This is a genomic window from Nocardioides sp. NPDC004968, from assembly GCF_040608935.1.
GTDB lineage: Bacteria > Actinomycetota > Actinomycetes > Propionibacteriales > Nocardioidaceae > Nocardioides.
In genome coordinates this window covers 384,861-409,455 of the sequence record NZ_JBEXJF010000003.1, presented here as the reverse complement: position 1 = coordinate 409,455, position 24,595 = coordinate 384,861, and the positions used below count along the sequence as shown (strand labels likewise).

The 24,595-nt window shown below is 66.7% G+C and carries 31 protein-coding genes and 1 pseudogene; 26 read left to right on the top strand and 6 right to left on the bottom strand.

The window, feature by feature from the left end; all coding sequences use genetic code 11:
* Nucleotides 1-44: 44 nt before the first annotated feature.
* From frr to ABZU72_RS06615, 12 genes are all read left to right on the top strand, one after another.
* Nucleotides 45-599 (top strand): ribosome recycling factor, encoded by a 555-nt coding sequence (gene frr / locus ABZU72_RS06670; RefSeq protein WP_355018095.1) that lies wholly within the window; start codon nt 45-47, stop codon nt 597-599.
* A 161-nt stretch (nt 600-760) separates the two neighbouring features.
* A complete protein-coding gene (locus ABZU72_RS06665; RefSeq protein WP_355018074.1) occupies nt 761-1,669 on the top strand; it encodes a phosphatidate cytidylyltransferase in 909 nt (302 codons plus the stop codon).
* 15 nt (nt 1,670-1,684) lie between these two features.
* Nucleotides 1,685-2,188: a histidine phosphatase family protein gene (locus ABZU72_RS06660; RefSeq protein ID WP_355018073.1), complete on the top strand. Its 504-nt coding sequence runs from the start codon at nt 1,685-1,687 to the stop codon at nt 2,186-2,188.
* Nucleotides 2,189-2,267: 79 nt separating this feature from the next.
* On the top strand, nt 2,268-2,666 hold the full coding sequence (locus ABZU72_RS06655; RefSeq protein ID WP_355018072.1) for a hypothetical protein: 399 nt from the start codon (nt 2,268-2,270) through the stop codon (nt 2,664-2,666).
* A 121-nt stretch (nt 2,667-2,787) separates the two neighbouring features.
* The gene (rlmN, locus tag ABZU72_RS06650) at nt 2,788-3,915 is read left to right on the top strand and encodes a 23S rRNA (adenine(2503)-C(2))-methyltransferase RlmN (protein WP_355018094.1); all 1,128 of its coding nucleotides are present in this window, start codon (nt 2,788-2,790) and stop codon (nt 3,913-3,915) included.
* 281 nt (nt 3,916-4,196) lie between these two features.
* On the top strand, nt 4,197-4,541 hold the full coding sequence (locus ABZU72_RS06645; RefSeq protein ID WP_355018071.1) for a hypothetical protein: 345 nt from the start codon (nt 4,197-4,199) through the stop codon (nt 4,539-4,541).
* A gap of 65 nt (nt 4,542-4,606) precedes the next feature.
* Nucleotides 4,607-5,059 carry a helix-turn-helix transcriptional regulator gene (locus ABZU72_RS06640; RefSeq protein WP_355018070.1) on the top strand — a complete coding sequence of 151 codons (453 nt, stop codon included), beginning with the start codon at nt 4,607-4,609 and terminating at the stop codon, nt 5,057-5,059.
* Nucleotides 5,040-5,522, top strand: a complete 483-nt coding sequence (locus ABZU72_RS06635; protein ID WP_355018069.1) for a hypothetical protein — start codon at nt 5,040-5,042, stop codon at nt 5,520-5,522. The genes ABZU72_RS06640 and ABZU72_RS06635 overlap by 20 nt, the downstream gene beginning before the upstream one ends.
* Before the next feature lie 91 nt (nt 5,523-5,613).
* A complete protein-coding gene (locus ABZU72_RS06630) occupies nt 5,614-5,940 on the top strand; it encodes a hypothetical protein (protein ID WP_355018068.1) in 327 nt (108 codons plus the stop codon).
* 101 nt (nt 5,941-6,041) lie between these two features.
* A complete protein-coding gene (locus tag ABZU72_RS06625) occupies nt 6,042-6,635 on the top strand; it encodes a hypothetical protein (RefSeq protein WP_355018067.1) in 594 nt (197 codons plus the stop codon).
* A gap of 52 nt (nt 6,636-6,687) precedes the next feature.
* A complete protein-coding gene (locus tag ABZU72_RS06620; protein ID WP_355018066.1) occupies nt 6,688-7,164 on the top strand; it encodes a hypothetical protein in 477 nt (158 codons plus the stop codon).
* Between the two features lie 73 nt (nt 7,165-7,237).
* Complete coding sequence (locus tag ABZU72_RS06615; RefSeq protein ID WP_355018065.1) at nt 7,238-7,792, top strand: HDIG domain-containing metalloprotein; 555 nt, start codon at nt 7,238-7,240, stop codon at nt 7,790-7,792.
* Here ABZU72_RS06615 and ABZU72_RS06610 read toward each other — a convergent pair.
* Nucleotides 7,710-8,279: an NUDIX domain-containing protein gene (locus tag ABZU72_RS06610; protein ID WP_355018064.1), complete on the bottom strand. Its 570-nt coding sequence runs from the start codon at nt 8,277-8,279 to the stop codon at nt 7,710-7,712. The two genes, ABZU72_RS06615 and ABZU72_RS06610, sit on opposite strands and share 83 nt — an antisense overlap.
* An 18-nt stretch (nt 8,280-8,297) precedes the next feature.
* Nucleotides 8,298-9,029, bottom strand: coding sequence for an XRE family transcriptional regulator (locus ABZU72_RS06605; protein WP_355018063.1), 732 nt, complete (start codon nt 9,027-9,029; stop codon nt 8,298-8,300).
* A gap of 130 nt (nt 9,030-9,159) precedes the next feature.
* Between ABZU72_RS06605 and ABZU72_RS06600 the strand changes: the two genes are divergently transcribed.
* The 11 genes from ABZU72_RS06600 to ABZU72_RS06550 all read left to right on the top strand — a co-directional run bounded on the left by ABZU72_RS06600 (nt 9,160) and on the right by ABZU72_RS06550 (nt 17,475).
* Nucleotides 9,160-9,432 carry a DUF6284 family protein gene (locus ABZU72_RS06600; RefSeq protein ID WP_355018062.1) on the top strand — a complete coding sequence of 91 codons (273 nt, stop codon included), beginning with the start codon at nt 9,160-9,162 and terminating at the stop codon, nt 9,430-9,432.
* A 19-nt stretch (nt 9,433-9,451) separates the two neighbouring features.
* A complete protein-coding gene (locus tag ABZU72_RS06595) occupies nt 9,452-9,664 on the top strand; it encodes a hypothetical protein (protein WP_355018061.1) in 213 nt (70 codons plus the stop codon).
* Nucleotides 9,665-9,801: 137 nt separating this feature from the next.
* Complete coding sequence (locus ABZU72_RS06590) at nt 9,802-10,023, top strand: hypothetical protein (protein ID WP_355018060.1); 222 nt, start codon at nt 9,802-9,804, stop codon at nt 10,021-10,023.
* Nucleotides 10,020-10,397: a hypothetical protein gene (locus ABZU72_RS06585; protein WP_355018059.1), complete on the top strand. Its 378-nt coding sequence runs from the start codon at nt 10,020-10,022 to the stop codon at nt 10,395-10,397. Before ABZU72_RS06590 ends, ABZU72_RS06585 begins: the two co-directional genes overlap by 4 nt.
* Complete coding sequence (locus ABZU72_RS06580) at nt 10,394-10,597, top strand: hypothetical protein (RefSeq protein ID WP_355018058.1); 204 nt, start codon at nt 10,394-10,396, stop codon at nt 10,595-10,597. The genes ABZU72_RS06585 and ABZU72_RS06580 overlap by 4 nt, the downstream gene beginning before the upstream one ends.
* A gap of 21 nt (nt 10,598-10,618) precedes the next feature.
* Complete coding sequence (locus ABZU72_RS06575) at nt 10,619-12,793, top strand: hypothetical protein (RefSeq protein ID WP_355018057.1); 2,175 nt, start codon at nt 10,619-10,621, stop codon at nt 12,791-12,793.
* A gap of 166 nt (nt 12,794-12,959) precedes the next feature.
* Complete coding sequence (locus ABZU72_RS06570; protein WP_355018056.1) at nt 12,960-13,262, top strand: hypothetical protein; 303 nt, start codon at nt 12,960-12,962, stop codon at nt 13,260-13,262.
* A gap of 92 nt (nt 13,263-13,354) precedes the next feature.
* A complete protein-coding gene (locus ABZU72_RS06565; RefSeq protein WP_355018055.1) occupies nt 13,355-14,440 on the top strand; it encodes a helix-turn-helix domain-containing protein in 1,086 nt (361 codons plus the stop codon).
* Nucleotides 14,437-14,718 (top strand): hypothetical protein, encoded by a 282-nt coding sequence (locus ABZU72_RS06560; protein WP_355018054.1) that lies wholly within the window; start codon nt 14,437-14,439, stop codon nt 14,716-14,718. Before ABZU72_RS06565 ends, ABZU72_RS06560 begins: the two co-directional genes overlap by 4 nt.
* Complete coding sequence (locus tag ABZU72_RS06555) at nt 14,705-15,715, top strand: bifunctional DNA primase/polymerase (protein WP_355018053.1); 1,011 nt, start codon at nt 14,705-14,707, stop codon at nt 15,713-15,715. The genes ABZU72_RS06560 and ABZU72_RS06555 overlap by 14 nt, the downstream gene beginning before the upstream one ends.
* Before the next feature lie 47 nt (nt 15,716-15,762).
* Nucleotides 15,763-17,475 carry a hypothetical protein gene (locus ABZU72_RS06550; RefSeq protein WP_355018052.1) on the top strand — a complete coding sequence of 571 codons (1,713 nt, stop codon included), beginning with the start codon at nt 15,763-15,765 and terminating at the stop codon, nt 17,473-17,475.
* A gap of 392 nt (nt 17,476-17,867) precedes the next feature.
* On the opposite strand, the gene ABZU72_RS06545 is transcribed toward ABZU72_RS06550, so the two are convergent.
* On the bottom strand, nt 17,868-19,343 hold the full coding sequence (locus ABZU72_RS06545; protein ID WP_355018051.1) for a recombinase family protein: 1,476 nt from the start codon (nt 19,341-19,343) through the stop codon (nt 17,868-17,870).
* A 71-nt stretch (nt 19,344-19,414) separates the two neighbouring features.
* Here ABZU72_RS06545 and ABZU72_RS06540 point away from each other — a divergent pair, with 71 nt between their 5' ends.
* On the top strand, nt 19,415-20,152 hold the full coding sequence (locus ABZU72_RS06540) for a hypothetical protein (protein WP_355018050.1): 738 nt from the start codon (nt 19,415-19,417) through the stop codon (nt 20,150-20,152).
* A gap of 79 nt (nt 20,153-20,231) precedes the next feature.
* On the opposite strand, the gene ABZU72_RS06535 is transcribed toward ABZU72_RS06540, so the two are convergent.
* A complete protein-coding gene (locus tag ABZU72_RS06535) occupies nt 20,232-21,410 on the bottom strand; it encodes an ATP-binding protein (RefSeq protein ID WP_355018049.1) in 1,179 nt (392 codons plus the stop codon).
* Nucleotides 21,411-21,518: 108 nt separating this feature from the next.
* Here ABZU72_RS06535 and ABZU72_RS06530 point away from each other — a divergent pair.
* Nucleotides 21,519-21,698 (top strand): annotated as a pseudogene (locus tag ABZU72_RS06530) (23S rRNA (adenine(2503)-C(2))-methyltransferase RlmN); the annotation flags it as partial.
* A gap of 27 nt (nt 21,699-21,725) precedes the next feature.
* On the opposite strand, the gene ABZU72_RS06525 reads toward ABZU72_RS06530, so the two are convergent.
* A complete protein-coding gene (locus ABZU72_RS06525) occupies nt 21,726-22,160 on the bottom strand; it encodes a hypothetical protein (RefSeq protein WP_355018048.1) in 435 nt (144 codons plus the stop codon).
* 187 nt (nt 22,161-22,347) lie between these two features.
* Between ABZU72_RS06525 and ABZU72_RS06520 the strand changes: the two genes are divergently transcribed.
* Nucleotides 22,348-23,508 (top strand): glycosyltransferase family 1 protein, encoded by a 1,161-nt coding sequence (locus ABZU72_RS06520; RefSeq protein WP_355018047.1) that lies wholly within the window; start codon nt 22,348-22,350, stop codon nt 23,506-23,508.
* On the opposite strand, the gene ABZU72_RS06515 is transcribed toward ABZU72_RS06520, so the two are convergent.
* Entirely contained in the window at nt 23,483-24,595 is a 1,113-nt protein-coding gene (locus ABZU72_RS06515; protein WP_355018046.1) for a Rossmann fold nucleotide-binding protein, read from the bottom strand. The two genes, ABZU72_RS06520 and ABZU72_RS06515, sit on opposite strands and share 26 nt — an antisense overlap.

The following is a 24,595-nucleotide window of genomic DNA, read 5'->3' as shown; positions in this document are numbered from 1 at the left end:
CCACCCACAACACAACACTTACGAGCGCACAGGAGCATCCGGTGATCAACGACATCCTCAACGAGGCCGACAGCAAGATGGTGAAGTCGGTGGACTCCACGCGTGAGGACTTCTCCACCATCCGTGCTGGCCGTGCCACTCCGCAGATGTTCAGCAAGATCCTGGTCGACTACTACGGCACTCCGACGCCGATCCAGCAGCTCGCCTCGTTCACCAGCCCCGAGCCGCGGATCATCAACATCGCCCCGTTCGACATCGGCGCGATGGCCAACGTAGAGAAGGCGATCCGCGACTCCGACCTCGGCGTCAACCCGTCCAACGACGGCAAGATCCTGCGCGCGGTCTTCCCGGAGCTGACCGAGGAGCGCCGCAAGGAATACATCAAGCTCGCCAAGGAGAAGGCCGAGCAGGGCCGCGTCTCCGTGCGTCAGGTGCGCCAGAAGGCCAAGCAGGGTCTCGAGAAGCTCGAGAAGGACGGCGAGGCCAGCAAGGACGACGTCACCGGTGCCGAGAAGCGCCTCGACGGCCTCACCAAGAAGCACACCGACGCGATCGACGAGCTGCTCAAGTCCAAGGAAGCCGAGCTGCTCGAGGTTTGAGCCTGTGACCCTGCGAGCGAAGCGAGCAGGGTCGCAACGCGAAAAGATCGAGCGAGCGCGCCGCTGAGCTTGCGAAGCGGCGACCGCGTGTCGAGATCCAGCCAGCGACGCAGTCGAGCCCCACAAGCGGCGCGGTCGGGATCCAGAGGAAAGACCTGAGCATGAAGGAATCCCTTGTGAGCCAGACGCCGCCGTCTCCTTCTCCGTCAGCTTCCGAGCCGCCGAAGAAGGACTACGGCCGCGCCGGCCGCAACCTGCCCGCGGCGATCGGCTCTGCCGTCGTCCTCCTGGTTGCCATCGCGCTGAGCCTGATGTTCGTGAAGACGGCGTTCATGCTGATCGTCGTCGGCTGTGTCGTGGCCGCGGTCTGGGAGCTCCACCGGGGTCTGATGGCCAAGGACATGGACGTCCCCGAGCAGCCGCTGATGATCGGCGGCACGGTGATGGTCCTGGTCGCCTACTTCCTGGGCTCCGACGCGCTGGTGACGGCCACCGCGGTGACCGCTCTGGTGATCATGCTGTGGGTGCTGCGGCGTGGGGTCGACGGCTACGTACGCACCTCAGCAGCCTCCGTCCTCACCCTGTTCTACCTGCCGTTCCTGGGCTCGTTCGTCGCGCTCATGCTCCGCGAGGGCGGCGGCTGGACCTCGGGCGGCCTCTCGGACGACGGCGTACGCGGTATCATCGTCTGGGTCCTGCTCACGATCATGTCCGACATCGGCGGCTACGTGGCCGGGGTCCTCTTCGGCAAGCACCCGATGGCGCCGGTGATCTCCCCGAAGAAGTCGTGGGAGGGCTTCGCCGGCTCGGTGGTCTTCACCGTCGCGACCGGCGTCGGCCTGGTCGTATGGCTGCTCGACGGCGCCTGGTGGGTCGGTGTCGCGCTCGGCGTGGTCGCCTGCGTGATGGCCGTCCTCGGCGACCTGGTCGAGTCGGTCATCAAGCGCGACCTCGGCATCAAGGACATGAGTCAGATCATCCCCGGCCACGGCGGCCTCATGGATCGCCTCGACTCGCTCCTGGCGACCGTCGCCCCGGTCTGGCTGATCCTCCACTACGCCGTCTTCTGAGCGGGTTCCAGCCGGATGCTCTTCCTCGTACGCCACGGACGACCCATCCAGGTGCGCGGCGTCGCCGCGGAGCACTGGGAGCTCGACCCGGCCGGGTTCGACGACGTCTGGGCGCTGCGTGACCGGCTCCCGGTCAGCGCCGCGTGGTACTCCTCGCCCGAGCCGAAGGCACAGCAGACCGCCCAGCTCCTCACCGACGGCGACGTCGGCGTGGTCGATGGTCTCCGTGAGCACCGTCGCGGCAAGGCCTGGGTCGACGACTTCCACGCCACGGTCGAGCGGGCGTTCGCGGAGCCGACGGTGCCTGCGTACGACGGCTGGGAGCCGCTCGAGGAGTGCCGCTCACGCGTGACGAAGGCCGTTGCCGGAATCCTCTCGGCCCACGCGGGCGAAGACGCCGTGCTCATCGGCCACGGCACGGCCTGGACAGTCCTGGTGAGCGAGCTGACCGGCACGCCGCCAGATCTCGCCCGGTGGCGAGACCTCGCCTTCCCGGACCTGATCACCGTCGACGCCTGATCGGCCGCAATCACCCAGAGTTCGTTGGGGCAGCGATTCTTTACCAAAGGAAGTCGTCGTTCGGCGCTACGGTTGAAGAGTGAGCCAGCGTCCCGCGGACCTCGACGTGGACCCCGATCCAGACGTCGAGGCAGATCACGGCCCGGAGGAGGACTCCTCGGGGTCCAGTGGCCTGTCTGCATGGCTGCACGACTCGCACCCGACCGTGGCGGCCCTGGTCGGCTTCTACATCGGCCTGGCGTACGCGATCCTCGTGCCCGGCACCTGGGGCGCGCTGCTGACCTGGGTGGTCGGTCAGGAGCGGGCCGAGGAGCTGTTCCCGTGGGTGGCGCTGACCCTGCTGGTGCCCCTGGCCCTCCTCATCCCACGCAAGACCCGCCGTCTGGCCGAGTTCGTCTGGCTGGGGATCATCCTCACCGTGCTGGTGGTGGTCGGAGTCGGCTCGCTGGTGTTCTGGATCCTGCTGAAGACGGGCTGACCGCCCGGTTCGGATCCAGGTTTAGCCGTACGCCGCACCCCGGTGGGACAATGGATGCGTGACCGAGCCCGACCCTGCGAACGTACCGGCCCCGCACAGCCCTGAGGCCGAGGCCGCCGCGATGGAGGGGCGCCGCCTGCCCCTGGTGATGGCGCCGCCCAAGGGCCGCGGGAAGCCGCCGCGCCACCTGGCCGACCTCGACCTGGCCGGCCGTCAGGACGCGGCGAAGGAGGCCGGGCTTCCGGGGTTCCGGGCCAAGCAGCTCTCGGTGCACTACTTCGAGCGGCTGGTCGACGACCCTGAGAAGATGACGGACCTTCCCGCCGGCCAGCGCCAGGAGCTGGTCGACACCTTCCTGCCCGACCTGATGACGCCGATCAGTCAGCAGGAGGCCGACAAGGGCACCACCCGCAAGACGCTGTGGAAGCTCTTCGACGGCGCACTCGTCGAGTCGGTGCTGATGCGCTACACCGACCGCGCCACGGTCTGTATCTCCTCCCAGGCCGGCTGCGGCATGGCATGCCCGTTCTGCGCCACCGGCCAGGGCGGTCTCGAGCGCAACATGTCGACCGCCGAGATCGTCCACCAGGTCGTCGTCGCGGCCCGGCAGATGGCCAGCGGCGAGATCCCCGGCGGCCCCGGTCGTCTCTCCAACGTGGTCTTCATGGGCATGGGCGAGCCGATGGCCAACTACAAGGCGCTGATGGGCGCGGTACGCCGCCTCACCTCGCCGGCGCCCGAGGGCCTGGGTCTCTCGGCGCGCCATGTGACCGTCTCCACCGTCGGCCTTGTACCCCGGATCAAGCAGCTCACCGAGGAGGGCATCCCGGTCACCCTCGCCCTCTCGCTGCACGCACCCGACGACGAGCTGCGCAACGAGCTCGTCCCGATCAACACCCGCTTCTCGGTCGCCGAGACCGTCGACGCCGCCTGGAACTACGCCCGCGTGACCAAGCGTCGGGTCTCCATCGAGTACGCGATGATGCGCGGCATCAACGACCAGGGCTGGCGCGCCGACATGCTCGCCGACGTCCTCAACTCCTACGGCGACTGGGGCTGGGTCCACGTCAACCTGATCCCGCTCAACCCGACTAAAGGTGCGACCAAGTGGCAGCCCTCCACGATCGAGGATGAGCGCGAGTTCGTCCGCCGTCTAGAGGCCAAGGGCATCTCCACCACCGTCCGCGACACCCGCGGCCGGGAGATCGATGCTGCATGTGGCCAGTTGGCCGCCCAGCTCGACTCCTGACACGGAGCGCAGGGAGCCAAGGCAGGACGCATTTCCGGGAGACTCCGGAGAACGAGGTGAGTGACAGGAGCGCGAGAAACATCACGTTCCGGTAACCTTGATCTGCTGGAGACGACTTGTCGTCCAGGAGAACGACAGGTCGGGGGACCATGAGCCGCGGACGGGTGACAACCCACACGCCACGAGGCGATCGAGCATGCGGCCAAAAGGGCGGATTTAAGTGGGAACTGGCGACAGATGAGGATGGCTCGAAGCCCTTCACCGCCGATCTCCAAGCGCTCTTGAGCAAGATCCCGTCGGCGCATGCCAAGGCCACCTTCAAACAGGAGGTCAGGTCGTGGATGCGCCTCGCCGAAGAGGGCCGGATCCCCCAGGACAAGGACCACTGGGCTTGGATGAGCGTCGCTCCCGACGTGTTCGAAATCAAGTTGCCCGACTGGCGCTTCGCGGGCGGCCTCATGCACGTCCGGATCTACTACAGCGAGCCGAAGGCTCTGGCAAGCAACCTGGTAGCCCTCAGGCTGCTAGCGAAGAGGCCGGGGCCAATCGGCGTCAAGGATCAGGATCAGCACGCCCGCGATTCGAGTGACCTCCTGTTGAGATTCGCGAACAGGGGCTTCCGTTAGGGTGCACAATAACCTTGAGGGAACTATGGCGTTAACGACATAGAGCCAACGAGGAGGGACACTGCATGAGCGACTTGGACGAGCTTCTGGGGCTCGATGCGAGCGACCCGCTTGCTGTACTCGCTCGTCGGATACGCGAGGAAGACGACGACCTGCTCGCCGTGCTCGTCAACAGGCGACGGTCGCTCCAACTGAGTCAGGGCGACGTCGCGGAGCGCATGGACACCGACCAAGCCACGGTCTCGCGGATCGAGTCGGGCACGCGAGATCTAAAGCAGTCGACTCTGCGGCGCTACGCCATGGCACTAGAAGTTGTCATTGAGCACACCGTCGTTAGTGCACGGGATCCATCCTCGCGAGCAGCGATCCTGCAGGATGTGAGCCGCAAGCTGCTTCAGCCCGAGGATGGCGACGACTCCAATCACTACCCCCACGCTGACTTCGCATGGGGGGAAGATCAGGTGGAGCTTCCGGCACGCAAGAAGGGCAGGCTCCGACATGCCCGCGTACGCACCTGACGCCGGGGGCGTCGTAGAGCACGAGTTTGACGAAGACTGGCCGGACATCTTCCCGCAGGGTCTCATCATTGCGCGCTCGACTGTCTCGCCTGCCCCGCGGACGAACGGCCCGGATCTGGAGGAGGGCGAGCAGTACGTCAGTCTGAGTCTCCATGTTCAGTACCGTGAGGAGGCTCCGCACCTGGCCTTCTCAGGCGATGTAGTGGTTGACAGCAATGAAGGCTTCGCAGCCGTCACCGTGTTGATGCCATTCCTGCTGCGTGGTGAACCTGAGGATCCACCGGCGTCCTTCGGTGAGACAGTCCTCGAACGTTTCGGGCCATGGGCTGCACCTTTGGTCTATGACCACGGTGCGATGGCCCTCCGTTCGATGCTTGCTGGTGTTGCCTTGGATCTCGATGTACCGACCGAGCTGCCACCGATCGAGCTTCACCCGCCAAAGGAACGGCGAGCCAAACGCTGATCACTCTGGGGGCCAACCAGTGCGTCCGAGGTTGCGCGGCGTAGAGTAGGCGGCCTAAGGGGTCGAGCCAACCAGTTTGGAGCCGACCCCTTTGCCATACCCGCAGCAGCCCCCGCGCCGTGAGCGCGAGTACCCACCGACCCCGTACGCACCGCATAGTGAGGCGACCAGGGCTTACCGAGACGCGTACGACCTCGGTCAGAAGCACCTTGTCAGCGTCAGCCGAGACATCCTGCTGCGCTACGAGGACGGTCTCGCGCCCGGATCGCCCGAGCAGCGCGGCTACAGAGACGGCGTCACCGCCGCATGGATACGCCTGCAGAAGCTCGAGGAGTTTGGCCGACAGCAAGCGCGCCGCGATCTTGCCGAGGCGGTCGAAGAACGCCGAAGGTCACCGCACCAAGAGCCGCCGTACTGACCGAGCCCAGTTGATCCAAGCACAATCAACATGGCCAAATCTGGGTGAGTCGCCGCGAATACGGTGCATACCGAGTCGCCGCGGGCGTACGGTGACCAGTTGTGGAACCTGAATTGATGGCGCTGGGGAGTCAACTCGCTCAGATCGCCTTGAAGAACAGTGCAGCGTCGATCTCGACCCGCATCCAAGCTTCACGTAAGGGAAAGCAACAGGAAGATCAGATCCAGGAGTTGATCGAGATCGTCAACGATCTAATCGACGAGCGGAACCAGTTGATCAGCATCGCGAGAGGCTACGAAGAGGCTGTCACTGCTCAGCGGATCTCAGAGGACGACATCACGTACATCACCGACAAGCTCATCCCCGTAATTGAGGAACTCGTTGGCCTTGCCGATGACGGCAGCGCAGATACGAAGGAGCAGAAGGAAATGCGCGATGCCATGACGGCGATGAAGTCGATCCTTTCTGTGGAGATGCTTAGCATCATGCAATTGATCGGGTTCAATTATCGCGAGGCGATCGGCCGGCCGCTGACTGCCCTCGTCAGCCGGCTGATCCTCGCGCGATCTCCGATGCAAGAGGAAGTAGAGGCGGAGTTGCGCACGCTCGGTGCGCGTCATGACGTGGAACTACTTCGCGTCGTTCAGGATCCTGAGGCTTGGACGCGCCTGAACATGATGCAGGGAACATCGTGATCGGGTGGCGCGTGATAGGACGACCTGACGGAGCCAGAAAGAGCGCGTAATCGTGGCCTCGATCTCCGCGAGCACATGGGTCGCGTTGGCTTCGTTGATCGTTAGCGCCTCTGTCGCCGTCTACCAATGGCGCTCCTGGGGGCGAGCGAATCTGACGGCTGAATGGCTGACGCGGGATACCGTTATGATCACTAACCACGGTCCCGGGCCTGCCAAGCGAGTCAAGGTAATACTTGACGAGACCGCAGATGAGAGCCGTTCGGAGATTCCATACCTTGGCGTCTATCAGACATACCGAATCCTGTACGACCGTAAATTGGGGGAGAAGTTTCCCGACCCACAGATCCGATGGCGCGACAATCACATCGCTGAGCAGCGGGCAACGGTGATCACGGGTGACCCGCCGCGCAGGATGCCGACGCCATCCGGCAAGCCGGGTCTTGAGTCGCAGTTGCGCTCGCTTGCACGCGAAGAGGCACGGGCTGAGATCGAGGAGCAAGTTCGACGAGGTGTTCGACGGCGCCGCTGATGCGCCACGGTCTGGCCAGTTCTGCTGGCCAGGGCTGTGCTGCTTACGTGCCACCCGCTAGTGTCGATCGGCGATGGCTACGAATCTGGATGCGGCTAGGGCCGAAGCTCAACGACTTGTCGAGCCACTCGGGCGACGGTGGATGCATTTGCAGGCGGTCGGTCGATGTGCCGAAGGTGTCGCTGATGCGCTTGCCTTAGACAGGCTGAGCTTTCCGGCGGCCGCGTGGCTTCACGACATCGGTTACGCACCGGAGCTCATCGACACTGGTATGCACGCGATCGACGGAGCGCGGTACTTGGCTCGCCAGGGTTGGGATCCGCTGATCGTCTCGATGGTTGCCCACCACTCCTGTGCGCTCCTGGAGGCGGCTGAGCGCGATCTGAGTGATGCCCTCAACGACTTCGAGCGGCCGCCGGCCGACTACGAGGATGCGATCTGCTTTTGCGACATGACGAATGGCCCAGCCGGTGACCCTGTCGCAGCCTCAGATCGGCTGGATGAGATCGAGGTCCGATATGGACCTGATCACCTCGTGACGCGGTTTATTCGGAAGGCTCGTCCTGAGATCCTCGGATCGGTATCACGGGTGCAGGATCGGCTTGCGGGAGTTCCTCGTCCGGCGTGACATCAACGCGAACCTTGTCGATGTGTGGCCACTCCTCGTTGAGGGCGAAGTCGAGACGCATACGCTGGCTTCGGTCCATCTGGAGATCCGGTATCTGATGGGGTGATACCCATTCGACGCTCAGGCTCTCTTTGCTTGTTCTTGGGTCGCCCGCTGCCCATCGACCCGCGTAGATCACGGTGAACTCCTGGCGGACCTCGCCGTCTGACGTGTACTCGATGCGGTGAAGCGGATCGGTCCAGATGCCGACGAGGCCGGTCACATGGATCATCACACCGGTCTCCTCGACGGTCTCCCGGACCGCACATTCACTGAGTGATTCGCCCGGGTCCATCGCGCCCCCGGGCATTGACCAGTTGCCGTTGTCGTCGCGTCGGATCAACAGCACGTGCCCTCGGTCGTCCTGAACGAACGCACCCGCGCTCGGCTTGACGCTGTTGACCTCCGGTGCGTTCGGATCGTCGTACCAGTCGATTCGTCGGCCCATGTGGCTAACGCTACGGCCTCAGGCGGGGGAGCCTTCTGCCCACACGCGGTCGAACGCTGACGCGTAGTAGGCGAACATGTGGCCTTCGCGGGTCCGCTGATAGTGGAAGACGGGGGAGTCCTTCGCCATCGCGCCGTGCGTGTGGGTATTGACCAGGATCTCGTCATCGAATCGGTAGATCGAGACGTAGAGCGGTGCATCATGCGTCCGGATCTCGATCCCGTCGAGAGTCCGCACGGGCGAGAGATAGTCGAGGGTTGAGGCGGCGCGGGCGGGGAGTGTAGGAAGTCCCTCCGCCTCACCACGGCGGCGCACTGCGTCGCTCGCGGGATCGCCTACGAGCACACGTCCGGTGCCGCCGGTCTCGCTGAGCCGCTCTAGTTCGGCGACAAGGCCGAACGCCTCGACGAGGAAGCCCCCGGAGTAGGCGAGAAAGTCAATGCGGTGCTTCGCGCGTGACAGCAGGGAGCGCCAGACGTCACCTGGGACGCTCTCGCGCGTCGGCCAGAGCTGCACCAGTTCTGATTGCGCAGCGGACGACGAGCGCGACTCCAACAGGAGCTGTGGCCACAGGTAGGTCTCGTCGTAACCGAGAGCCTCCGCCACGCGTGCTCGAGTGCCTCGATGGGGAACACGGCCCTGTGTCATCCAGCGCTCAACGCTCTTCGGGTCGACGCCAACGGCGCCTGCGAGCTGCGAGCCGGTCATGCCTCGGGCGGAGAGAGCGGAGCGGATGCGGTGGTTGGTCATGGACACCATGGTACACCGTCAAATGTCCCCATATGTCCCTTTCGTGTGGTGAAGGCGTCCCGGTGTTCTGCGGCTGAATGGGTCTACCGGCCCAAGAGGCCCGATACCGACACAGATCCAAGGGGACCTAATGCCACTGCACGACGAACCGACAAATGTCGAACTCGCCGCCATCGAGGGGGAGTGGCCGCTGATCGCGGCAGACCTCGCTCTGGTGGAAGCGGAGTGCCGTATGGCCGCTTCCGGCCCTGGCGATGCACTCGCTGAGCGCGCCCGCCGTCGCGCCCTGCATGGGGTGCTGTCTGCACTCGTTCAGCAGCTCAACCACGACGGGCCGGTGGTTGTCCGGCTCGCCCCGCTCGGCACGACTACCGAATCGGCCGCTGTCGCGGCTGTCGCTTGATTTCTCGGAGGAACCAATCATGGTTACCGCACCTTTGTTCATCATCTTCGCGATCGTGGCTTTCGTCGCGGTCAAGTGGGGACCGGCCACCCCTGGTGTCGTCCTGTTGGGCATGCTGCTGGGTCTGTCGCTGGCCTCGACCTCGATCGGTGGCCCGATCCTGTCTGGTTTGGAGACTGCTTCGGCGTCTGCGATTCAGACGATCACCGGCGCTGTTGGCGGTGCGCGATGAGTACCGCGAAGTCGTGGGATCTGACCTGGGCCGCGAACATTCTCGAGTGCGTCCCGAACGTGGACGTGCACGGCTTCAAGGTGAGCGCGACTACGGACGTTCGCCTCGCTCATGGGGCCCCGGAGCGTCGGTCTGCTGTGCTGCTGGAGATCGAGCCTGCCGGGCTTGTCGCGGCGCAGCTGATCGCCGATGCGCTCTACCTGACCGAGGATGCCCGGGCCTACGTGGCTGATGCGATCGGGCTGCTGGTTCGTCACGACTGGTCTGGCCGGGTCCCGGCTGGCAGTAACGAGACCACGGTGTTCGTGAAGATGTCGACCACCGAGCGCGTGTGGACCGTTTCGGAGGCCGCAGCATGAGCGACCTCGCGAAGATTCCGACGAGCAAGCCCGAGATCGCCGCCGGTCTGCGTCGCTGGGCGAAGGGCTCCCTTCCTGTCGAGGCTGCTGTCGAGTTGCTGGTCCGTGCCTGGGGCGGTCGCTTGCTGAATGGTTCGTGGATCCGGGTCGAGCCCGGTGCCGCGTGGATCGACGCCGACAGCGCGGACGGAGGCTATCTGTCCGGGGGTGAGCGTCGCCTGCTCAACATCGCGCTCTCCCTGGCCGACTACGACCACACGGTCTGCCTCAACGACGTGCTGCCCGGCCTTGACCGGACCGCATTGCGGCTGGTGATCGCTGCGACTGCGCACGCAGCCGGTGCGCACTATCCGTGGCCCGAGAGGACCACATGAGCGATGCGCCCTGTGGAGCGTGCGCGCAGCTGCGCCGCGAGCTGTACCTGATGCAGGAACGCCTCGGACTGCTGATCCAGGGACTGGCCGCCGTCGTGGCCCTGCTGGACGCCGAACAGAGCGAGCCATCGATGCCGAAACACCGGCTGCTCGCGATCGTGCATCACCGCCTGACCCACCTGCTGAACCAGGCCAGATGAGACCTAGGAAGGAACGAGCGAATGACTGAGTATCAGAGCAACGACATCGGCCTCGCCGCCGACCAGGCCGACCGGCCCGAAGACACCGGCGAGTTCGGCGAGGTGATCCCGTTCGACCGGGGCACCGACGCGGAACGTGTCGACGTGGTCGACGGGACCGTCGTCGCCGTCATCGATCACCTCGACCACACGACCCCAGCCACGACCGAAGACGACGAGTCGGCCGAGACCGGCGAGCCGGACGACCTGCCGTCATCGCTGACCTGGGCCGCACGCGACCGCGCCACTGGCGATCGTGCCCCGGTGATCCCGCCGTGGCTGCGCTCGTCCCAGGCCCGCAAGGCTGCTGTGGTTCAGGCAGTGTCGACGGCTCGCTACTACACCGCGTTCCATGCCGTGCGAACGCCGCTCTACGCCACCAAGACTCTTGGTTACTCGCTGGTCGGCGCGGGACGTGTCACCGGTCGCGTGACGCGGTGGGTACGTGCTGAGGACGGCAACTACGAGCTGCGGCAGAAGGCCGCCGCCGCCAACGACGCCTACACCTGGCAGGCCCTGAACAAGGTCCGTGCCCGGGAGGCACGCGGCCGGATGTGGGCGCTCTCGATCGCCTCGGTCACGCTGGCCATCCTGGCCACGATCCTGGTTGCCACCGGTCTGCTGACCGGCCCGGTTCTGTGGGCCGCCGTGGTGGGCCTGGTGCTGCTGTTTGCTCGCCTGGGTCGCCCGGCCGACAAGCCCATCCTGGGTGGTGTCGCCTCTGGCCGGAAGTTCACCAAGCTGACCGGCGACCTGGTCCGCAACGCCCTGGTCGCCCTCGCCGTACGCGGGATCACGGCCCCGGAACAGGTCGAGTTCTGCCACCCCGGCATCCACCGTGACGGCCCCGGCTGGCTCGCCCGCCTCAACCTCCCCGAAGGAGTCACCGCGGTCAAGGTCCTGGAGAAGCGCGACGCGCTCGCGGCTGCGCTGCGGCTCCCGGTCGATCAGGTCTGGCCCGCCGCCGGCCCCGACCACCCGGGCCAGCTCGACCTGTGGGTCGGCTACCACCCGGCCTCGAAGACCGGACAGCCGATGTGGTCCCTGGCTGGTGACACCGTCTCGACCTCGTTCTTCGAGTCGGCCGAGTTCGGCACCGACGAGCGTGGCCGCCCGGTCGAGACGACCATGTTCCAGCGCTCCTATCTTCTCGGTGGCCAGCCGGGTTCCGGTAAGTCGTATGCGGCGCGTGCGCTGGTCGGGATCGCCATGCTCGACCCGACGTGTGAGTTGAAGATCTGCGAGTTCAAGGGCACCGGCGACTTCCTCGACCTCGAAGACCTCTGCTCCACCTACGTGTGTGGCGTGGACGATGAGGCGCTGGACCAGGGTGTTGCCCTGGGCCGCTGGCTGGTCACCGAGGCCGAGAAGCGCGGCCGCCGGATCCTGGCCGCTCGTAAGCGGGGCGAGGCCCCGCAGGGCAAGGTCACGCCCGAACTCGCCGCCAAGCCCGGGTCGGGACTCCACCCGGTGTGTGTCCTGATCGATGAGGCGCACGAGCTGTTCCTGTACTCCGCTGACGCGGCCGGGAACATCGAACGCGCGATCAAGCGCCTTCGTGCCCTGGGTGTCTCGGTGATCCTCGCGACCCAGATCCCCGACAAGTCCAGCCTGCCGCCGGGCATCACTCGCTGTGTCACCAACCGGTGGTGTCTCTCGGTCGCGGGTCAGGTCGAGAACGACATGATCCTGGGCACCGGCGCCTACAAGCGCGGTCTGACCGGCACCGTCTACCGGCCCGTGTTCGACGCCGGGTGGGGTTGCATGACCGGCGGTGCTGCCCCGGTCGCGGTCCGCTCCCAGTTCCCCGACGACGAGGTCTGGGCAGGCATGGTTGCCCGCGCCACCTCGCTGCGTGGCGGGAAGGTCGTCGGCGCTCCGATCGAGACCGCCCCGGCCCGGGACCTGCTCGCCGACCTGGGCAAGGTCGCCGCCTCCAACGGCCAGCACTGGGACACCGCCGCCGAGGCCCTGGCCGAGTCCTGGCCCGAGGGGTACCCGCACCTGACCGCGGCTGCGCTCTCGGACATGGCACGCACCGCCGGACTCGCCTCGGTCAACGTCAAGATCACCGGCGAGGTTCGCAAGGGCTACCGCCGCGCTGACCTCAACACACTGCGTGCAGAGCGTGACGCCGAGAAGGGCGGTGAGAGCTAGCCCCGGCCACCGAGGTAGCGCGGGAGGTAGCGCACCACCTACCGGTAGCGAGGCCGCTACCCACCCCGCTACCACCAAACCCCGCCCTGACCTGCACACACGTTCGAAAGTAGCGGGTAGCGACCTCCGAGCCGCCACCCCGGGAACCCTTCCAGGAGACAAACCGATGACACCGCTCACGCTCGCTACCGCCGCCGTCGTGCTCGCCCTGGCCGCTGCTGGGATCTACGCCTCGATCTGCGCCGCGGTCCCGTTCACCCGCTGCCGCCGCTGCGACGGCACCGGCCACCGCACCACGACCACCACGTTCGGACGCACCAAGCTCCGGCCCTGCCGCCGCTGCAAGAGCGTCGGATCCCACCTCCGCGCCGGGCGCGTGCTCTACCACCACGCCCGCCGCATCCACGCCGAGGCCACCACCACCGTCCTCCCGAGTCGAGACACCAAGCCAAACAAGCCCGGCTGGTAACAGGCCCGCGCCCCTCGCCCTGGGCCCCGATCGGCCCAAGTCCCTACCCGACCCATGCCTAAAACACCTCGTCAGAACAGGAATTCATGCTCATGAACACCCACGCCAACTACACCGAAGGCCGCCCCCACGGCCACACAACCACCGAAACCGTCCGCCAGTCAGGCCGCCCGGCAGGCCGCCCCTCTGGTCTCGCCCTCGTCGGCTACGGCATGACCTTCGTCGGGTTCGTGCAGGTCGCCTCGACCATCGCCCCACAGGTCGCCGCCATGATCCCCGCCGCAGGTAGCGCCGCACCGGCTGTCGGGGTTGCCGTGGCCCTGGCTGCCGACGTCGTGTGGGCCGCCCTGGGTCACACCACGATCGCCGCCTACAAGTCCGGCCAGCGTGCCGCCGCCTACGGGTTCGGTGCCGCTACGGCGGTCGCTGTGGCCGTCTCTACGGTCCTGCTGGCCGCTGTGGGGCACATGGGCCCCTGGTCGGCTATCCCGGCGCTGGCTGCCCTTCTGCTGGTCGCTGACGGGATCCGCGACCAGGTCACCGTTTCTCCGGAGACCGCCGCGACCATCCGGGCCCGTACCGCCGAGATCCGCGACCAGCGCGCCCTGGCGACGATCGAGGCCCGCCACGAGGCCCACATGGAGACCATCACCGGCTACCGCGAGTCCGCCCGCCTCGCTGCCCGCACGCACGCTCTGGCCGAGATCAAGGTGACCGTCGAGCGCGCCGAGAACAAGGCCGCCAAGCGCCTCACGACCTCCGCTGAGAAGCACGCCGCCGGGGCGATCGCCTACCGCGAGCTGCTCGGTGACCAGTCGACCACCACCCCTGACACCACCCCTGACATCGGGGCTGACACCGACCATGACAACCAGCCTCACGCGATCGCCTCTCCCACTCCGACTATCGGCCCGGATGTCACCCCGGATGTCAGTGCTGCCCCGACGCTGACTGTCATCCCTGACATCGACGAGGAAGACGAGACCGGGGACCGCACCGGCCTGTGCGCGATCTGCGATGAACTGTTGGGTGAGGACGACGGCGACCAGGTCCACTCCGCCTGCGCCGCGATCGAGCTGCGCGCGGCCGGGCTGCCCGTGCCCGAGGTGGCCGGACTCCTGGCCGTCTCCGATCGGACCGTCTACCGCTGGACCAACAGGGTTGCGGGAGCCTCATGAGCCACCGTCCTGGCCCCCGTCCGCGTCGTCGCTATGTGCAGCGCCGTCGCCACTGGTGGCGCGACCTGATCACCAGCGAGTTCTACAACGCCACACACGCCTGGTTCCTCGCAGCCGAGGCCGCATCCCTCGGCTACCCAACCGAACTCGCCGAGTACGCCGCAGAGCATCCACGACCCACCTTGCAGGGCTTCATGCTCGCCCTCGCCCGACCCGACCGCCACACCCCGCCCGACCAGCACGACACCGAGACAGGAGAGATCGATGACGCAGCCTGACACCCTGACAACCGCCCTCGCCTACGCCGCCCGTGGCTGGCATGTCTTCCCCCTCCAGCCCGACACCAAGCGGCCCGCGACCCCCGGCCACCGCGCCACTGACTGCGACGGCACCGACCCGTGGTGCCGCACCGGTCACACCGGCTGGGAACAACGCGCGACCACACGCCCCGACTGGATCACCCGAGCATGGTCCAGCAACCCCACCTACGGAGTCGGGATCGCCTGCGGCCCCTCGCGCCTGGTCGTGGTCGACCTCGACACCCACAAGCCCCGTACCGAGATCCCCGAGCCGTGGAAGTCATTCGAGATCACCACGGGCGAGGACGTGCTCGACCACCTCGCCGGAGTCCACGGAGGCACCATCGCCCCGACCTACACCGTGCGCACCGTTTCCGGTGGAATCCACCTCTACTACGCTGCGCCGGCCGATGCCGCGTACGGCAACACGGCCGGAAAGATCGGCTGGCTGATCGACACCCGCGCCCACGGTGGCTACGTCGTAGCTCCGCCAACCAGCATCGGCCCGAACGCGTACGAGATCACCAACGACCGCCCGGCCGCACCGCTCCCGATGTTCCTGGTCGACCTGCTCACCCACGACCGCCGACCCGTCGCCAGCACGTCACAGGACCGCTCTCAGGGCGGTCCTAGGACCCCGGCCCAGCCGCTGCGCCCGATCGGGTCTGGTGACTCACTGCGCAAACCGGATGCGTACGTCAACCGGGTCTTCGACATCGCGATTAACGGCGACATCACGAACGGTGTGGCGGGACTCGAGGACGCGACCGAAGGTGGCCGAAACGCCGCGCTCTACGTCGCCGCCGCCACGGTCGGGAAGTTGGTCGCACGCGGACTGATCACCGAGCACGCCGCACTCGATCGCCTCATGTCCGCCGCCGCTGGGCACATCGCCGCTGGCGCGTACACGCCCCACGACGCCGAGAACACGATCCTGTCCGGCTTCCGCCGCGCCGCCACCCGGAGCGCCGCATGAGTCCGGCCGCGTCACCTCTCAGGCCACCCGAGACGAAGGAGATCACCTTGACTACCGCCGCCAACCACGACGACGTCGACCAGGGGCACACCAACGAGCACACCGGCCCGAAGCTGCGGGCGGTCGCGGGCGGCCGGAGTCACCGGATCAAGGTCGGCTCCGACCCGCACACCATCCGCGAGCTGGCCCGCGAGATCGACGCCGGGTGCCTGCCCGAGACCTACGTCCACGAAGGGTCCCCGGTCGTCCTGGAACGTGTCTCTGGGACTGCCGAGGTCGCCGCCGGAGACGAGGACGTGACCCTCCCCGTCCGGCCGACCACGCTCCGGCCGCCGCTGCTGGCCCGGCTACTGGCCGAAGAGGTCGAGGTCTACGCCACGCGCATGGAACGCGGTGGCAGTGGGACCTATGACGAGGAAGTCACCCCCTCGGCCGCCGTCCTCGGCGCGGTCCTGGCCCGCCAGACCTGGGCCGGGCTCCCGGTGCTACGCAAGGTCATCTCCACCCCGGTCCTGCGCCCCGATGGGACCCTGCTGCAAGAGCCCGGCTACGACCCCGCGACCGGCTACTACCTCGCGGGCCGGATCCAGTGCGGGCCGATCCCTGAGGCCCCCACCCCTGAGCAGGTCGCCGAGTCGCGCGAGTTTCTGCTGAACACGTTCCTGCGTGACTTCCCCTGGCGTACGCCCGCCGACAAAGCCAACTACCTAGCCCTGCTCGCGACGCCGATCCTGCGGCCGATGAACCGCGCCCTGTGCCCGTTCGGCGTGGTCGACGCGACCATGCCCGGATCCGGCAAGACCATCCTCACTTCCTGTGTCGGCCTGCTGGTCGGGCAGCGGGTGTTGACTTGGACCGACTCCGAGGAAGAGCTGCGCAAGTCGATCACTACCGTCCTGGGCGATCAGGCCGGAGTCGTCGTCTTCGACAACCTGGTCGAGGGCTGCACGATCGACTCCGCCGTGCTCGCCCGCCTGGTCACCGAACGCACCTGGACCGACCGCCGTCTGGGCACCAACTCCGCCACCATCGCCGAGAACGACCGTCTCTGGCTGGCCACCGGCAACAACCTCCGCACCGGTGGCGACATGGCCTCGCGTGCCGTGTGGGTGCGCCTGGACCCCGACTGCCCGCGCCCTGAGGCGCGCACCGGGTTCGGGATCCCGCACCTCGACTCCTGGATCCTCGACCCCGCCAATCAGGCTACCGTGCTGCGCCATCTGCTCATCCTGATCCTCGACTGGACCCACGCGGGCGCGAAACCCTCCTACGACGTGCCCGCCATGCGGCAGTTCACCAAGTGGGCCCAACACCTCGGCGGATTCCTCGCCCACCACGGCGTGCCCGGATTCCTGGCCAACGCCGAGGAATCCCGCGACCTCGACGACGACCACGCCGAATGGCGCGCTTTCCTGCTCCAGTGGGAAAACGTCGTGCCCAAGGTGCACGTACCAGGTGAGGGCCCGACGCCTCAGCCTGTCGGCGCGACCATGCTCCGGAGAAGCGCTGAACCAGATGTAGGACCGGATCCCTGGGACGGCACATTCCCCACCACCAGCACCGGACGACCGCTCTCGGTCAAAGCCCTCGGAAAGCGACTCTCCGGACAGATCGGCAGGTGGCGCGGAGACATCGTCCTGCGCTCCGAGATCGACCCGGCCTCCAACTCCCGCACCTACTGGATCGAGCGCGAAGGAGACCAGAAGAAGCCCGCCAACCAGTCCGACAGCGAGCCCGACGAGGAACCAAAACTTCTCTGAGACCTCAGAACCAAACCCGGCAAACCCGGAAACCCGGGAAACCGCCTCTGACCAGGGGATTTAACTTCCGGGTTTGCCCTCCGGGTTAACGGTTGCAAACCCGGAAACCCGGCAAATCACCGGGTTTCCGGGTTTGGAGCCAAGGTGAACGATCACTAACCCGGCGATGTTTCCCCAGGTCAGATCCACAACTCCGGGTTTCCGGGTTTCCGGGTTTGATTCCCGCCCTCGCCCTATAGAGCAACACCCACTGGTCCAGCCCCTGAATCCAGACCGCCGTTCAATGAGAGGTCGAGCCGAGATGAGCAACGACGCCGCCGCAGCCCGGGAGGAGTGGGTGCGCAAGCAGCTCGCCGCCGCGCCCGCTCCCTCGCGGTCGCTGATCGCGTCGCTCAGTGCACTTCGCGCCACACCGGACGAAGCCGGTCGGGGTCGAACCGAGGTTGACCAGTTGCCTGAGAGCGCGTGACGACGATGGCAGAAAACAGGCGCTCGATGTACCCGCGCTGCTTGTGTGGAGGTAGCGCGTCCCACTCGGCCCGCGACATCTGCTCTGGCTTTGGCCCCGAGGTCTCGGCGAGCCACTGCCTGCGCTCCCGCTTCAAGACGGCGATCTCGGCGTCGAGGCGCTCGACCACGGGGAAGACTCGGGCTTCGGACATCTGCCCGCGCTCGAACGCGGCGAGCAGCGCTTTGGCGCGTTCGTCCTTGGCTTTCAGTTCGGCCTCGCGTGGCCATGCGGCCAGTGCTGGCTGGGTTGCAAGGCTGATCTGCGACATGTAACCCAGGGCAAGATCGACGACCGTCTCCTCAGTCTGCGCGCGATCGATGACCATGTAGTGCCTGTTTTCGGCTCCCAGGCTGCTCGTCATCAGTCCGCATCGATAAGCGGCGTTGTATCGCTTGGTCCGTGAACCATCAGGGCGGAGCTTCCCTCCGCGGCCCGAGACGGCGTGCATGCGGGAGTTGCAGATACCGCATCGAAGTACGCCGCTCAGCAGCGCCTTGTTGTCTCGGTCGCGCACCTGGGTGCCAGCCGCCTTATTGCGGTCGAGTCGCGCGCAAAGCCTCTCGAATACGTCCAGGCTGATGAGAGGCTCCCATTGCCCGCGCACCGGCTCCCCGGTGAGCGAGTGCAGGTAGAAGTCGCCGGCCTGGCCGACGTAGCCCGCGAGCCGCGGGTTGTGGAAGTACGTGAACGCGGTCTGGTAGGTCCACCTGTTGCCCCGGGTGGTCTGGAGACCAGCAGCGTTGAAGTTGCGGCAGATCTCGTGAAGGGACGCGCCCTCGATGAGCATCGCGACAGCGTCGCGCGCGTGCTGCGCTTCCTCGGGGTCGAGTGTCGCTCGATCCTCTTGCCAGCCGAACGGCCGAAATGCCGAGTGCGCCTCGCCCTTGTCGCGCTTCGCCTTTCGGGCCCGGGCGATTCGCTCGGCGGTGCGCTCTGCCTCGCCTGCATCGGCGGCGGCCTTGAAGCGCGCGACCATTCGGCCATCCGCCGTCGCGAGGTCGTCCTCACCCGACACCATCGTGATGATGCGCAGCGGCCGCTCCATGCGGATGCGGTGGTTGAAGAGATTGATGAAGTTCTCGAGCTCCAACGGCCGCCGGGTCAGCCGTGAGTTGGAGTACGCGATGATCGCGTCAAACTCACCCTTCCAGGCACGCTCCATCATCTCTTCGAAGGCGGGTCGCTTCTTCTTGCTAAGAGTCGACGCGCCAATGTCGTTGTCTTCGTACGACTGGACCAGCTCGAAGCCCTCGCGCTTGGCAAGGGTTGCGTTGTCCTGCCGCTGTCGACCGACGCCAATTGCCTGCCCCTCGGGGTCCTCGCTAATTCGGCAGTATCCGACCGCAACTTTCGCCATGGGTTTAAGGTACATCTGAATTCAGGTTGTGCTCTATCAATCTGACGCCGCCCGCTCGGCGCCGAGCACGTGTGCCGGTTCTGGCGCAGCAAATTGTCGGTGGTGCCCTCTACCCTCAGATCTGGGGGTACTTTCAAGAAGGGATCCAGAGCGTGTCAGATCTTCTCGCCAAGGTGCTCGAGCACCGCTATACCTACGTGCCACGTGGCGAGGTCAAGGACACCTTGGCACTTGGCAAGAAGCTCGGCCTGGCTGTCGCCCGAGCGCACGGGGTTCCGCTCACGGTGCTTTCGCCCCTGAAGAGTGGTGCGAGCCACCATGCCGAACTCGCCAAGCTGACCATCGTCACCGAGCGGAGTGGTCGCATCCGTGATGGCGGTGTCGTGCTTGCCTGGTGCCCGCGGTTTAAGACGATGGAGCAGCTCCAGCACGTCGAGAACTGCACCATCGTGCTGGTCGAGTGGATCCCCGGAGAGATGGAGGCTTGGGCGAAGGTCGCGGGTGCGTACAACGTCGTGACCGATGAAGTGATGACCGCCCAGCTCGATGCCAATGCCCGGAGGGCACTGGAGGGCATCGTTCACGAGGGCTACAAGGGCTGGACAGACAACATCTCCGATCGAGTCGTCCGCGGTTACCTCGACGACCTCCAGGCGGCCGACGCGTACGACCGTGATCTGGTGCTGGCGTACGCCCGCCAGACCAAATGGGAGCGGGCTATCGAGCGCCTCGAGAAAATCATCGACAAGTACGAGGCTTCGAGTGTCCCCAGCGCGACCACAGGAACGCCCCGTAGGCGGGTGCTGTAGCAACCATTTCGGCCCAGGCTGCGAAGGCTATCGTCAAGTCGCCCCTTACGATTCCCGTGCGGCGCATGGGATTTAGCCATCATTGAATGAGAGCCCGGAACTGGTTCGTCACACTTTCGGGATCGTCGACCTCTTGATCGATGTTGGTCTGGAGCGCTGTCCGGAGGTCAGGCAAGGTTGGTGGCCGATACGTCGGGCTCTCCAACAGTTCACGCACTTCCTTCACCACGCCGTCCCACCACTTTTGCGTTCCACGGCCCTTGTTTCTGGCTTTGCGGCTATCGAGGTAATCCTCCCAGAGGCAAAGCTCCCATGCGTTGCGAGCTGCGTCGATGGCGACGTCGCCCTGAAGGAGATCGCGCAGTTGCTCTGCGATGCGCGTCGCGCGCGGGGAGGTGTGGTCGAAGGTATCCACGGTGAATGCCCACCAAACCTGCCGGCGCGATCGGATAACGCGGGAAGCGAGGCTCTGAGGTTCCTCGTCGTGGATCTGCTCGACCACGTCGTGGAGATCCTTGACCAGGCGCTGGACATCCTGGACCTCGTATGACGCCCAGTCTGCTGCGGTCGCGGCCGAGTCGGCGGAGGAAGCCGCATAGTGAGCGGCATCCGTGGCTTCGACCGTGGTCGCAGTCATTCGTGCGATCGGATCGGCGATGTTCTTCTCAATGGCATCGGCGATCTGATCGATCTGGCTACCGACCGAGCCGACCGCCGACTGCAACTCCGTCGTGGTTTGTCGGAAACGCGTCGCGAAACTTCCCGCCTCCCGATCAAGGTAGATGCCGAGTAGCTCGTCATCGGTAAGTGCACGCGTCGACCGACCTTGCCTCGTTTGGCGCCGCCCTTCGTCGTCGAAGTGCGGCGCCATGGTCGGACGGATCTCGATGCGAAGGAATGGTTTGGGTTCTTCGACGCCCTCCTCGACGATGTGGACGTCGACTGGGATCGGCCGGGTCTTGCTCGCCATGTCCTGGATACGCGCGACGGCCCTGTCGAGTCCCTTCGGCAGCCCGAAGGGCACGCCGTAGACGAGCCCAGTGGACTTGTCTTCGACTTCGGCGACCCCGACCAGGAGGTGAGCGGCATCGCGCGTCGGATCGAGCGACACCCAGTTCGCCAGAGCCGCGAGCAACTTCGGCGTAACTGCATCGATGTCGCGCTTGAACTCGTAACGATCCGACTCTCCGACAGCTAGGATTCGCATCGCCTCAGGGCTCACCTGCATGAACCGGGAAGGCTGGGGATCCTCGCTCATGCAACTGTTCTAGCAGTCACTGGACGTGATCGTTGCGGAAGTTTCAGGGCCGGCGCCGTTGGTGACGTCGTGAGGCGAGAGGGCAGCGGCGGCGAGGGTGCACCTGAACTAATGTTGTGCCCCCTGAACCCGACCCCCGGCTCCAAGTGGACCGCCTCCGACCCGGAGGACGAGCGCGAGTTCGTACGCCGCCTCGAGGCCAAGGGCATCTCCACCACCGTCCGCGACACCCGCGGCCGCGAGATCGACGGGGCCTGCGGCCAGCTCGCCGCTCAGTCGGTGTCCTAGCGCGAGGCGGCTGTACGATCGGCCGGCTCAAGCCCCTGTCGCGGGCCGCTGCTCGTGGCCGTGTCGGCCTTGGGTGCGGCGTACTTCCTTCATCTCCGACTCGTAGAGGTGCCGCTTGCCCTCGACGAGAGTGTCGCGAGCCTCCTTCTCGAGCCGCTTGAAAGTGGCGTAGTAGCCGTCGTCGTACTCCTCGACGATCTGGAACGTCCACCTGCCATAGAGCACGTTGCGTCCGACGAGCTCCCGCTCGAACCTGTCCGCCAGGTCGGTGTGGCCGGCCTCGCGCAGCTGCTGGACACCCTTGCCGAGGGTGAGGTCGGCCGTGCCGGTGATGCGATGCATTGCGTACAGATGACCGCGGGCGATCTCGATCGCTTCGAGTGCCTCGCTGATGGAGCCGAGCGCCTCGACGGTGAGGTCGTCGACGCCTTCGGGCCGGATGTGCTCCTCATCGGTGGTCATGCCGCGATCGTGGCAAAGTGAGCGGGCGGGCGGCAAGCCCGAAATTTCTGAGAGTCACGCCACGTTTCCGCTGATGACACCGCCCGGACCAGCTGTCGCCCGGTACGGAGTTCTGGCCACGGGAGGTTCACCGACCCGTCAACCAAGTCGGGGGTCACGTTGCCGGACGGCGCTCACGATCAGGAACATGAGCATCAGCCTCGATCGGGTCCCGCTGGTCGCCGCCAACTCAGAGCCGCTCCGCGTCCTCATCGTCACGGAGTCGTTTCTGCCCCAGGTCAACGGCGTGACCAACTCCGTACGCCGCGTGCTGGAGCATCTTGCGGTCGACGGCCACACCGTCGAGGTCGTGGCCCCCACCGGGCCCACCGAGTACGCCGGGTTCCCGGTGACCCGCACCCGTGGTGCGACGTTCTGGGTCTACAAGGACTTCCGCGTCGGCCTGGAGACGCGGCGCAAGCTGCGCGCGGTGATGCGCCGGTTCAGCCCCGATGTCATCCACGTCGCCTCACCCGCGCTGCTCGGGCGGCAGGCGGTGCTGGTGGCCAAGGAGCTCGGGATCCCGAGCGTGGCGATCTACCAGACCGACCTGGTCGGCTTCTGGGACAAGTACAAGGCAGTCGGCGGCCCGCAGGCCGCGGCGATGCTCACCCGTCAGGCGCACTCGGCCGCCGACCGCACCCTGGCGCCGAGCTCGTCGGCCCTCACCCAGCTCGAGGGTCTCGGCGTACAGCGCACCGGGCTGTGGCCGCGAGGCGTCGACGTCGAGCTGTTCCACCCGAGCCGCATCGACCACGACCTGCGCGCCCAGCTCGCGCCCAACGGGGAGACCATCGTCGGGTACGTCGGCCGCCTCGCCCAGGAGAAGGAGCTGCACCTGCTGGCTCCGCTCGCGCACAACCCGGCGTACAAGGTCGTGCTCGTCGGTGGCGGCCCGCAGGAGCGCGAACTGCGGCACCTGCTCCCGAACGCGACCTTCATGGGCGTGCTGCAGGGGGAGGAGCTCGGGGCTGCGTACGCCTCTCTCGACGTGTTCGCGCACACCGGCTCTCACGAGACGTTCTGCCAGGCGGTCCAGGAGGCTCTCGCCTCCGGGGTCCCGGTCGTCGCGCCACGCTCGGGCGGGCCGCTGGACCTGGTCGCCGACGGTGTCACCGGGTTCTTCTACGAGCCCGGCAGCCGCGACGACCTCGCCTCTCACGTCGCGCTGCTCCACAACGACCCGCAGCTGCGGCTGCGGATGGGGCGCGCGGCCCGCAAGAGCGTCGCGCACAAGTCCTGGGGCGCGGTGAACGCCGCCCTGGTCGACCACTACCGCGACGTCATCCGGGCGCGCCGACTGCGATGACGTCGAGGACCTCCTCGTCGGTGTCGACGAGGTGGACGTGGCCCTCCATCGCGCGGCCACGGGCCAGGGCCTGCAGGAGCGGCCAGACCGGCAGCTCCTCGGTCCAGTAGCTGCGCCCGACCAGCACCATCGGCGCGACCGCGCTCGCGTCGGCGTAGTAGTTCTCGCAGGCGTCCTGGAAGACCTCCTGCACGGTGCCGCCGGCACCGGGGAGGAAGACGATCCCGCCGTCGCAGACCTCCAGCAGCACCGCCTCGCGGGTGGCGTTGCGGAAGTACTTCGCGATCGCCCCGGCGAACACGTTGGGCGGCTCGTGCCCGTAGTGCCAGGTCGGGATCCCCAGCGACCTTCCGGGCTTGCCGTCGAACTGGTTTCGTACGTCCAGAGCCACCTGCGCCCAAGACCGGATCGAGGGCCGGAACGACGGCACCGTGGCCAGCGCCGCGAGCGCGTCGTCGAGCGCCGTCTTCGGCGCACCCGCGAGGAAGGCGCCCAGGTTGGCGGCCTCCATGGCTCCCGGGCCGCCGCCGGTGGCGACGACATGGCGGTTCGCCAGGTGCTGGGCGAGGCGGGCGGCGGTCGCGTAGCCCTCCTCGCCGCGCCGCAGCGCGTGCCCGCCCATCATCCCGACGATCCGCGTCCCCTCGTCGCGTCGCGCCCGCACCCATGCCTCGAGCGCGGCGTCGATCGCGTGGTCGTGGAGGGTGATCGCGAGCTCGTCGTCGGCGTCGAGCGGCTGCTGCAGCCAGGCGTACGCCCTCGCATCCAGGCTCCGCGCATAGACCGGGTCGTCGTAGAGGTCCTCGGCGGTGTAGAGCCGGGACCGGTAGACGTCGACGGGTGTCTCGGGGATCACCGGCATCACCAGCGCGCCCTCGTCCTCGGCGTAGTCGCCGTCCCCGGGTGCGAAGGTGCACCCGAGGAAGGTGGCGCCGGCCAGCTCGGTCTCCCGCAGGGTCTCCGAACGCGAGCTCAGGTCCAGCGACCGCAGCCGCCATCCCTTGAGGCTCCCCGCCCCCGCCGCCAGATGCCCGTCGAGCTCCTCCACCGACTCGATGTCGACATGCCGTCCGCGGTGATGCTTCAT

Bases quoted from the DNA above. Each gene is read 5' to 3' on its own strand.
- ABZU72_RS06665 (WP_355018074.1), top strand. From the start codon at position 761: ATGAAGGAATCCCTTGTGAGCCAGACGCCGCCGTCTCCTTCTCCGTCA.
- ABZU72_RS06660 (WP_355018073.1), top strand. From the start codon at position 1,685: ATGCTCTTCCTCGTACGCCACGGACGACCCATCCAGGTGCGCGGCGTC.
- rlmN (WP_355018094.1), top strand. From the start codon at position 2,788: ATGGAGGGGCGCCGCCTGCCCCTGGTGATGGCGCCGCCCAAGGGCCGC.
- ABZU72_RS06640 (WP_355018070.1), top strand. From the start codon at position 4,607: ATGAGCGACTTGGACGAGCTTCTGGGGCTCGATGCGAGCGACCCGCTT.
- ABZU72_RS06635 (WP_355018069.1), top strand. From the start codon at position 5,040: ATGCCCGCGTACGCACCTGACGCCGGGGGCGTCGTAGAGCACGAGTTT.
- ABZU72_RS06615 (WP_355018065.1), top strand. From the start codon at position 7,238: ATGGCTACGAATCTGGATGCGGCTAGGGCCGAAGCTCAACGACTTGTC.
- ABZU72_RS06610 (WP_355018064.1), bottom strand. From the start codon at position 8,279: ATGGGCCGACGAATCGACTGGTACGACGATCCGAACGCACCGGAGGTC.
- ABZU72_RS06605 (WP_355018063.1), bottom strand. From the start codon at position 9,029: ATGACCAACCACCGCATCCGCTCCGCTCTCTCCGCCCGAGGCATGACC.
- ABZU72_RS06600 (WP_355018062.1), top strand. From the start codon at position 9,160: ATGCCACTGCACGACGAACCGACAAATGTCGAACTCGCCGCCATCGAG.
- ABZU72_RS06595 (WP_355018061.1), top strand. From the start codon at position 9,452: ATGGTTACCGCACCTTTGTTCATCATCTTCGCGATCGTGGCTTTCGTC.
- ABZU72_RS06585 (WP_355018059.1), top strand. From the start codon at position 10,020: ATGAGCGACCTCGCGAAGATTCCGACGAGCAAGCCCGAGATCGCCGCC.
- ABZU72_RS06580 (WP_355018058.1), top strand. From the start codon at position 10,394: ATGAGCGATGCGCCCTGTGGAGCGTGCGCGCAGCTGCGCCGCGAGCTG.
- ABZU72_RS06575 (WP_355018057.1), top strand. From the start codon at position 10,619: ATGACTGAGTATCAGAGCAACGACATCGGCCTCGCCGCCGACCAGGCC.
- ABZU72_RS06570 (WP_355018056.1), top strand. From the start codon at position 12,960: ATGACACCGCTCACGCTCGCTACCGCCGCCGTCGTGCTCGCCCTGGCC.
- ABZU72_RS06565 (WP_355018055.1), top strand. From the start codon at position 13,355: ATGAACACCCACGCCAACTACACCGAAGGCCGCCCCCACGGCCACACA.
- ABZU72_RS06560 (WP_355018054.1), top strand. From the start codon at position 14,437: ATGAGCCACCGTCCTGGCCCCCGTCCGCGTCGTCGCTATGTGCAGCGC.
- ABZU72_RS06555 (WP_355018053.1), top strand. From the start codon at position 14,705: ATGACGCAGCCTGACACCCTGACAACCGCCCTCGCCTACGCCGCCCGT.
- ABZU72_RS06545 (WP_355018051.1), bottom strand. From the start codon at position 19,343: ATGGCGAAAGTTGCGGTCGGATACTGCCGAATTAGCGAGGACCCCGAG.
- ABZU72_RS06535 (WP_355018049.1), bottom strand. From the start codon at position 21,410: ATGAGCGAGGATCCCCAGCCTTCCCGGTTCATGCAGGTGAGCCCTGAG.
- ABZU72_RS06525 (WP_355018048.1), bottom strand. From the start codon at position 22,160: ATGACCACCGATGAGGAGCACATCCGGCCCGAAGGCGTCGACGACCTC.
- ABZU72_RS06520 (WP_355018047.1), top strand. From the start codon at position 22,348: ATGAGCATCAGCCTCGATCGGGTCCCGCTGGTCGCCGCCAACTCAGAG.
- ABZU72_RS06515 (WP_355018046.1), bottom strand. From the start codon at position 24,595: ATGAAGCATCACCGCGGACGGCATGTCGACATCGAGTCGGTGGAGGAG.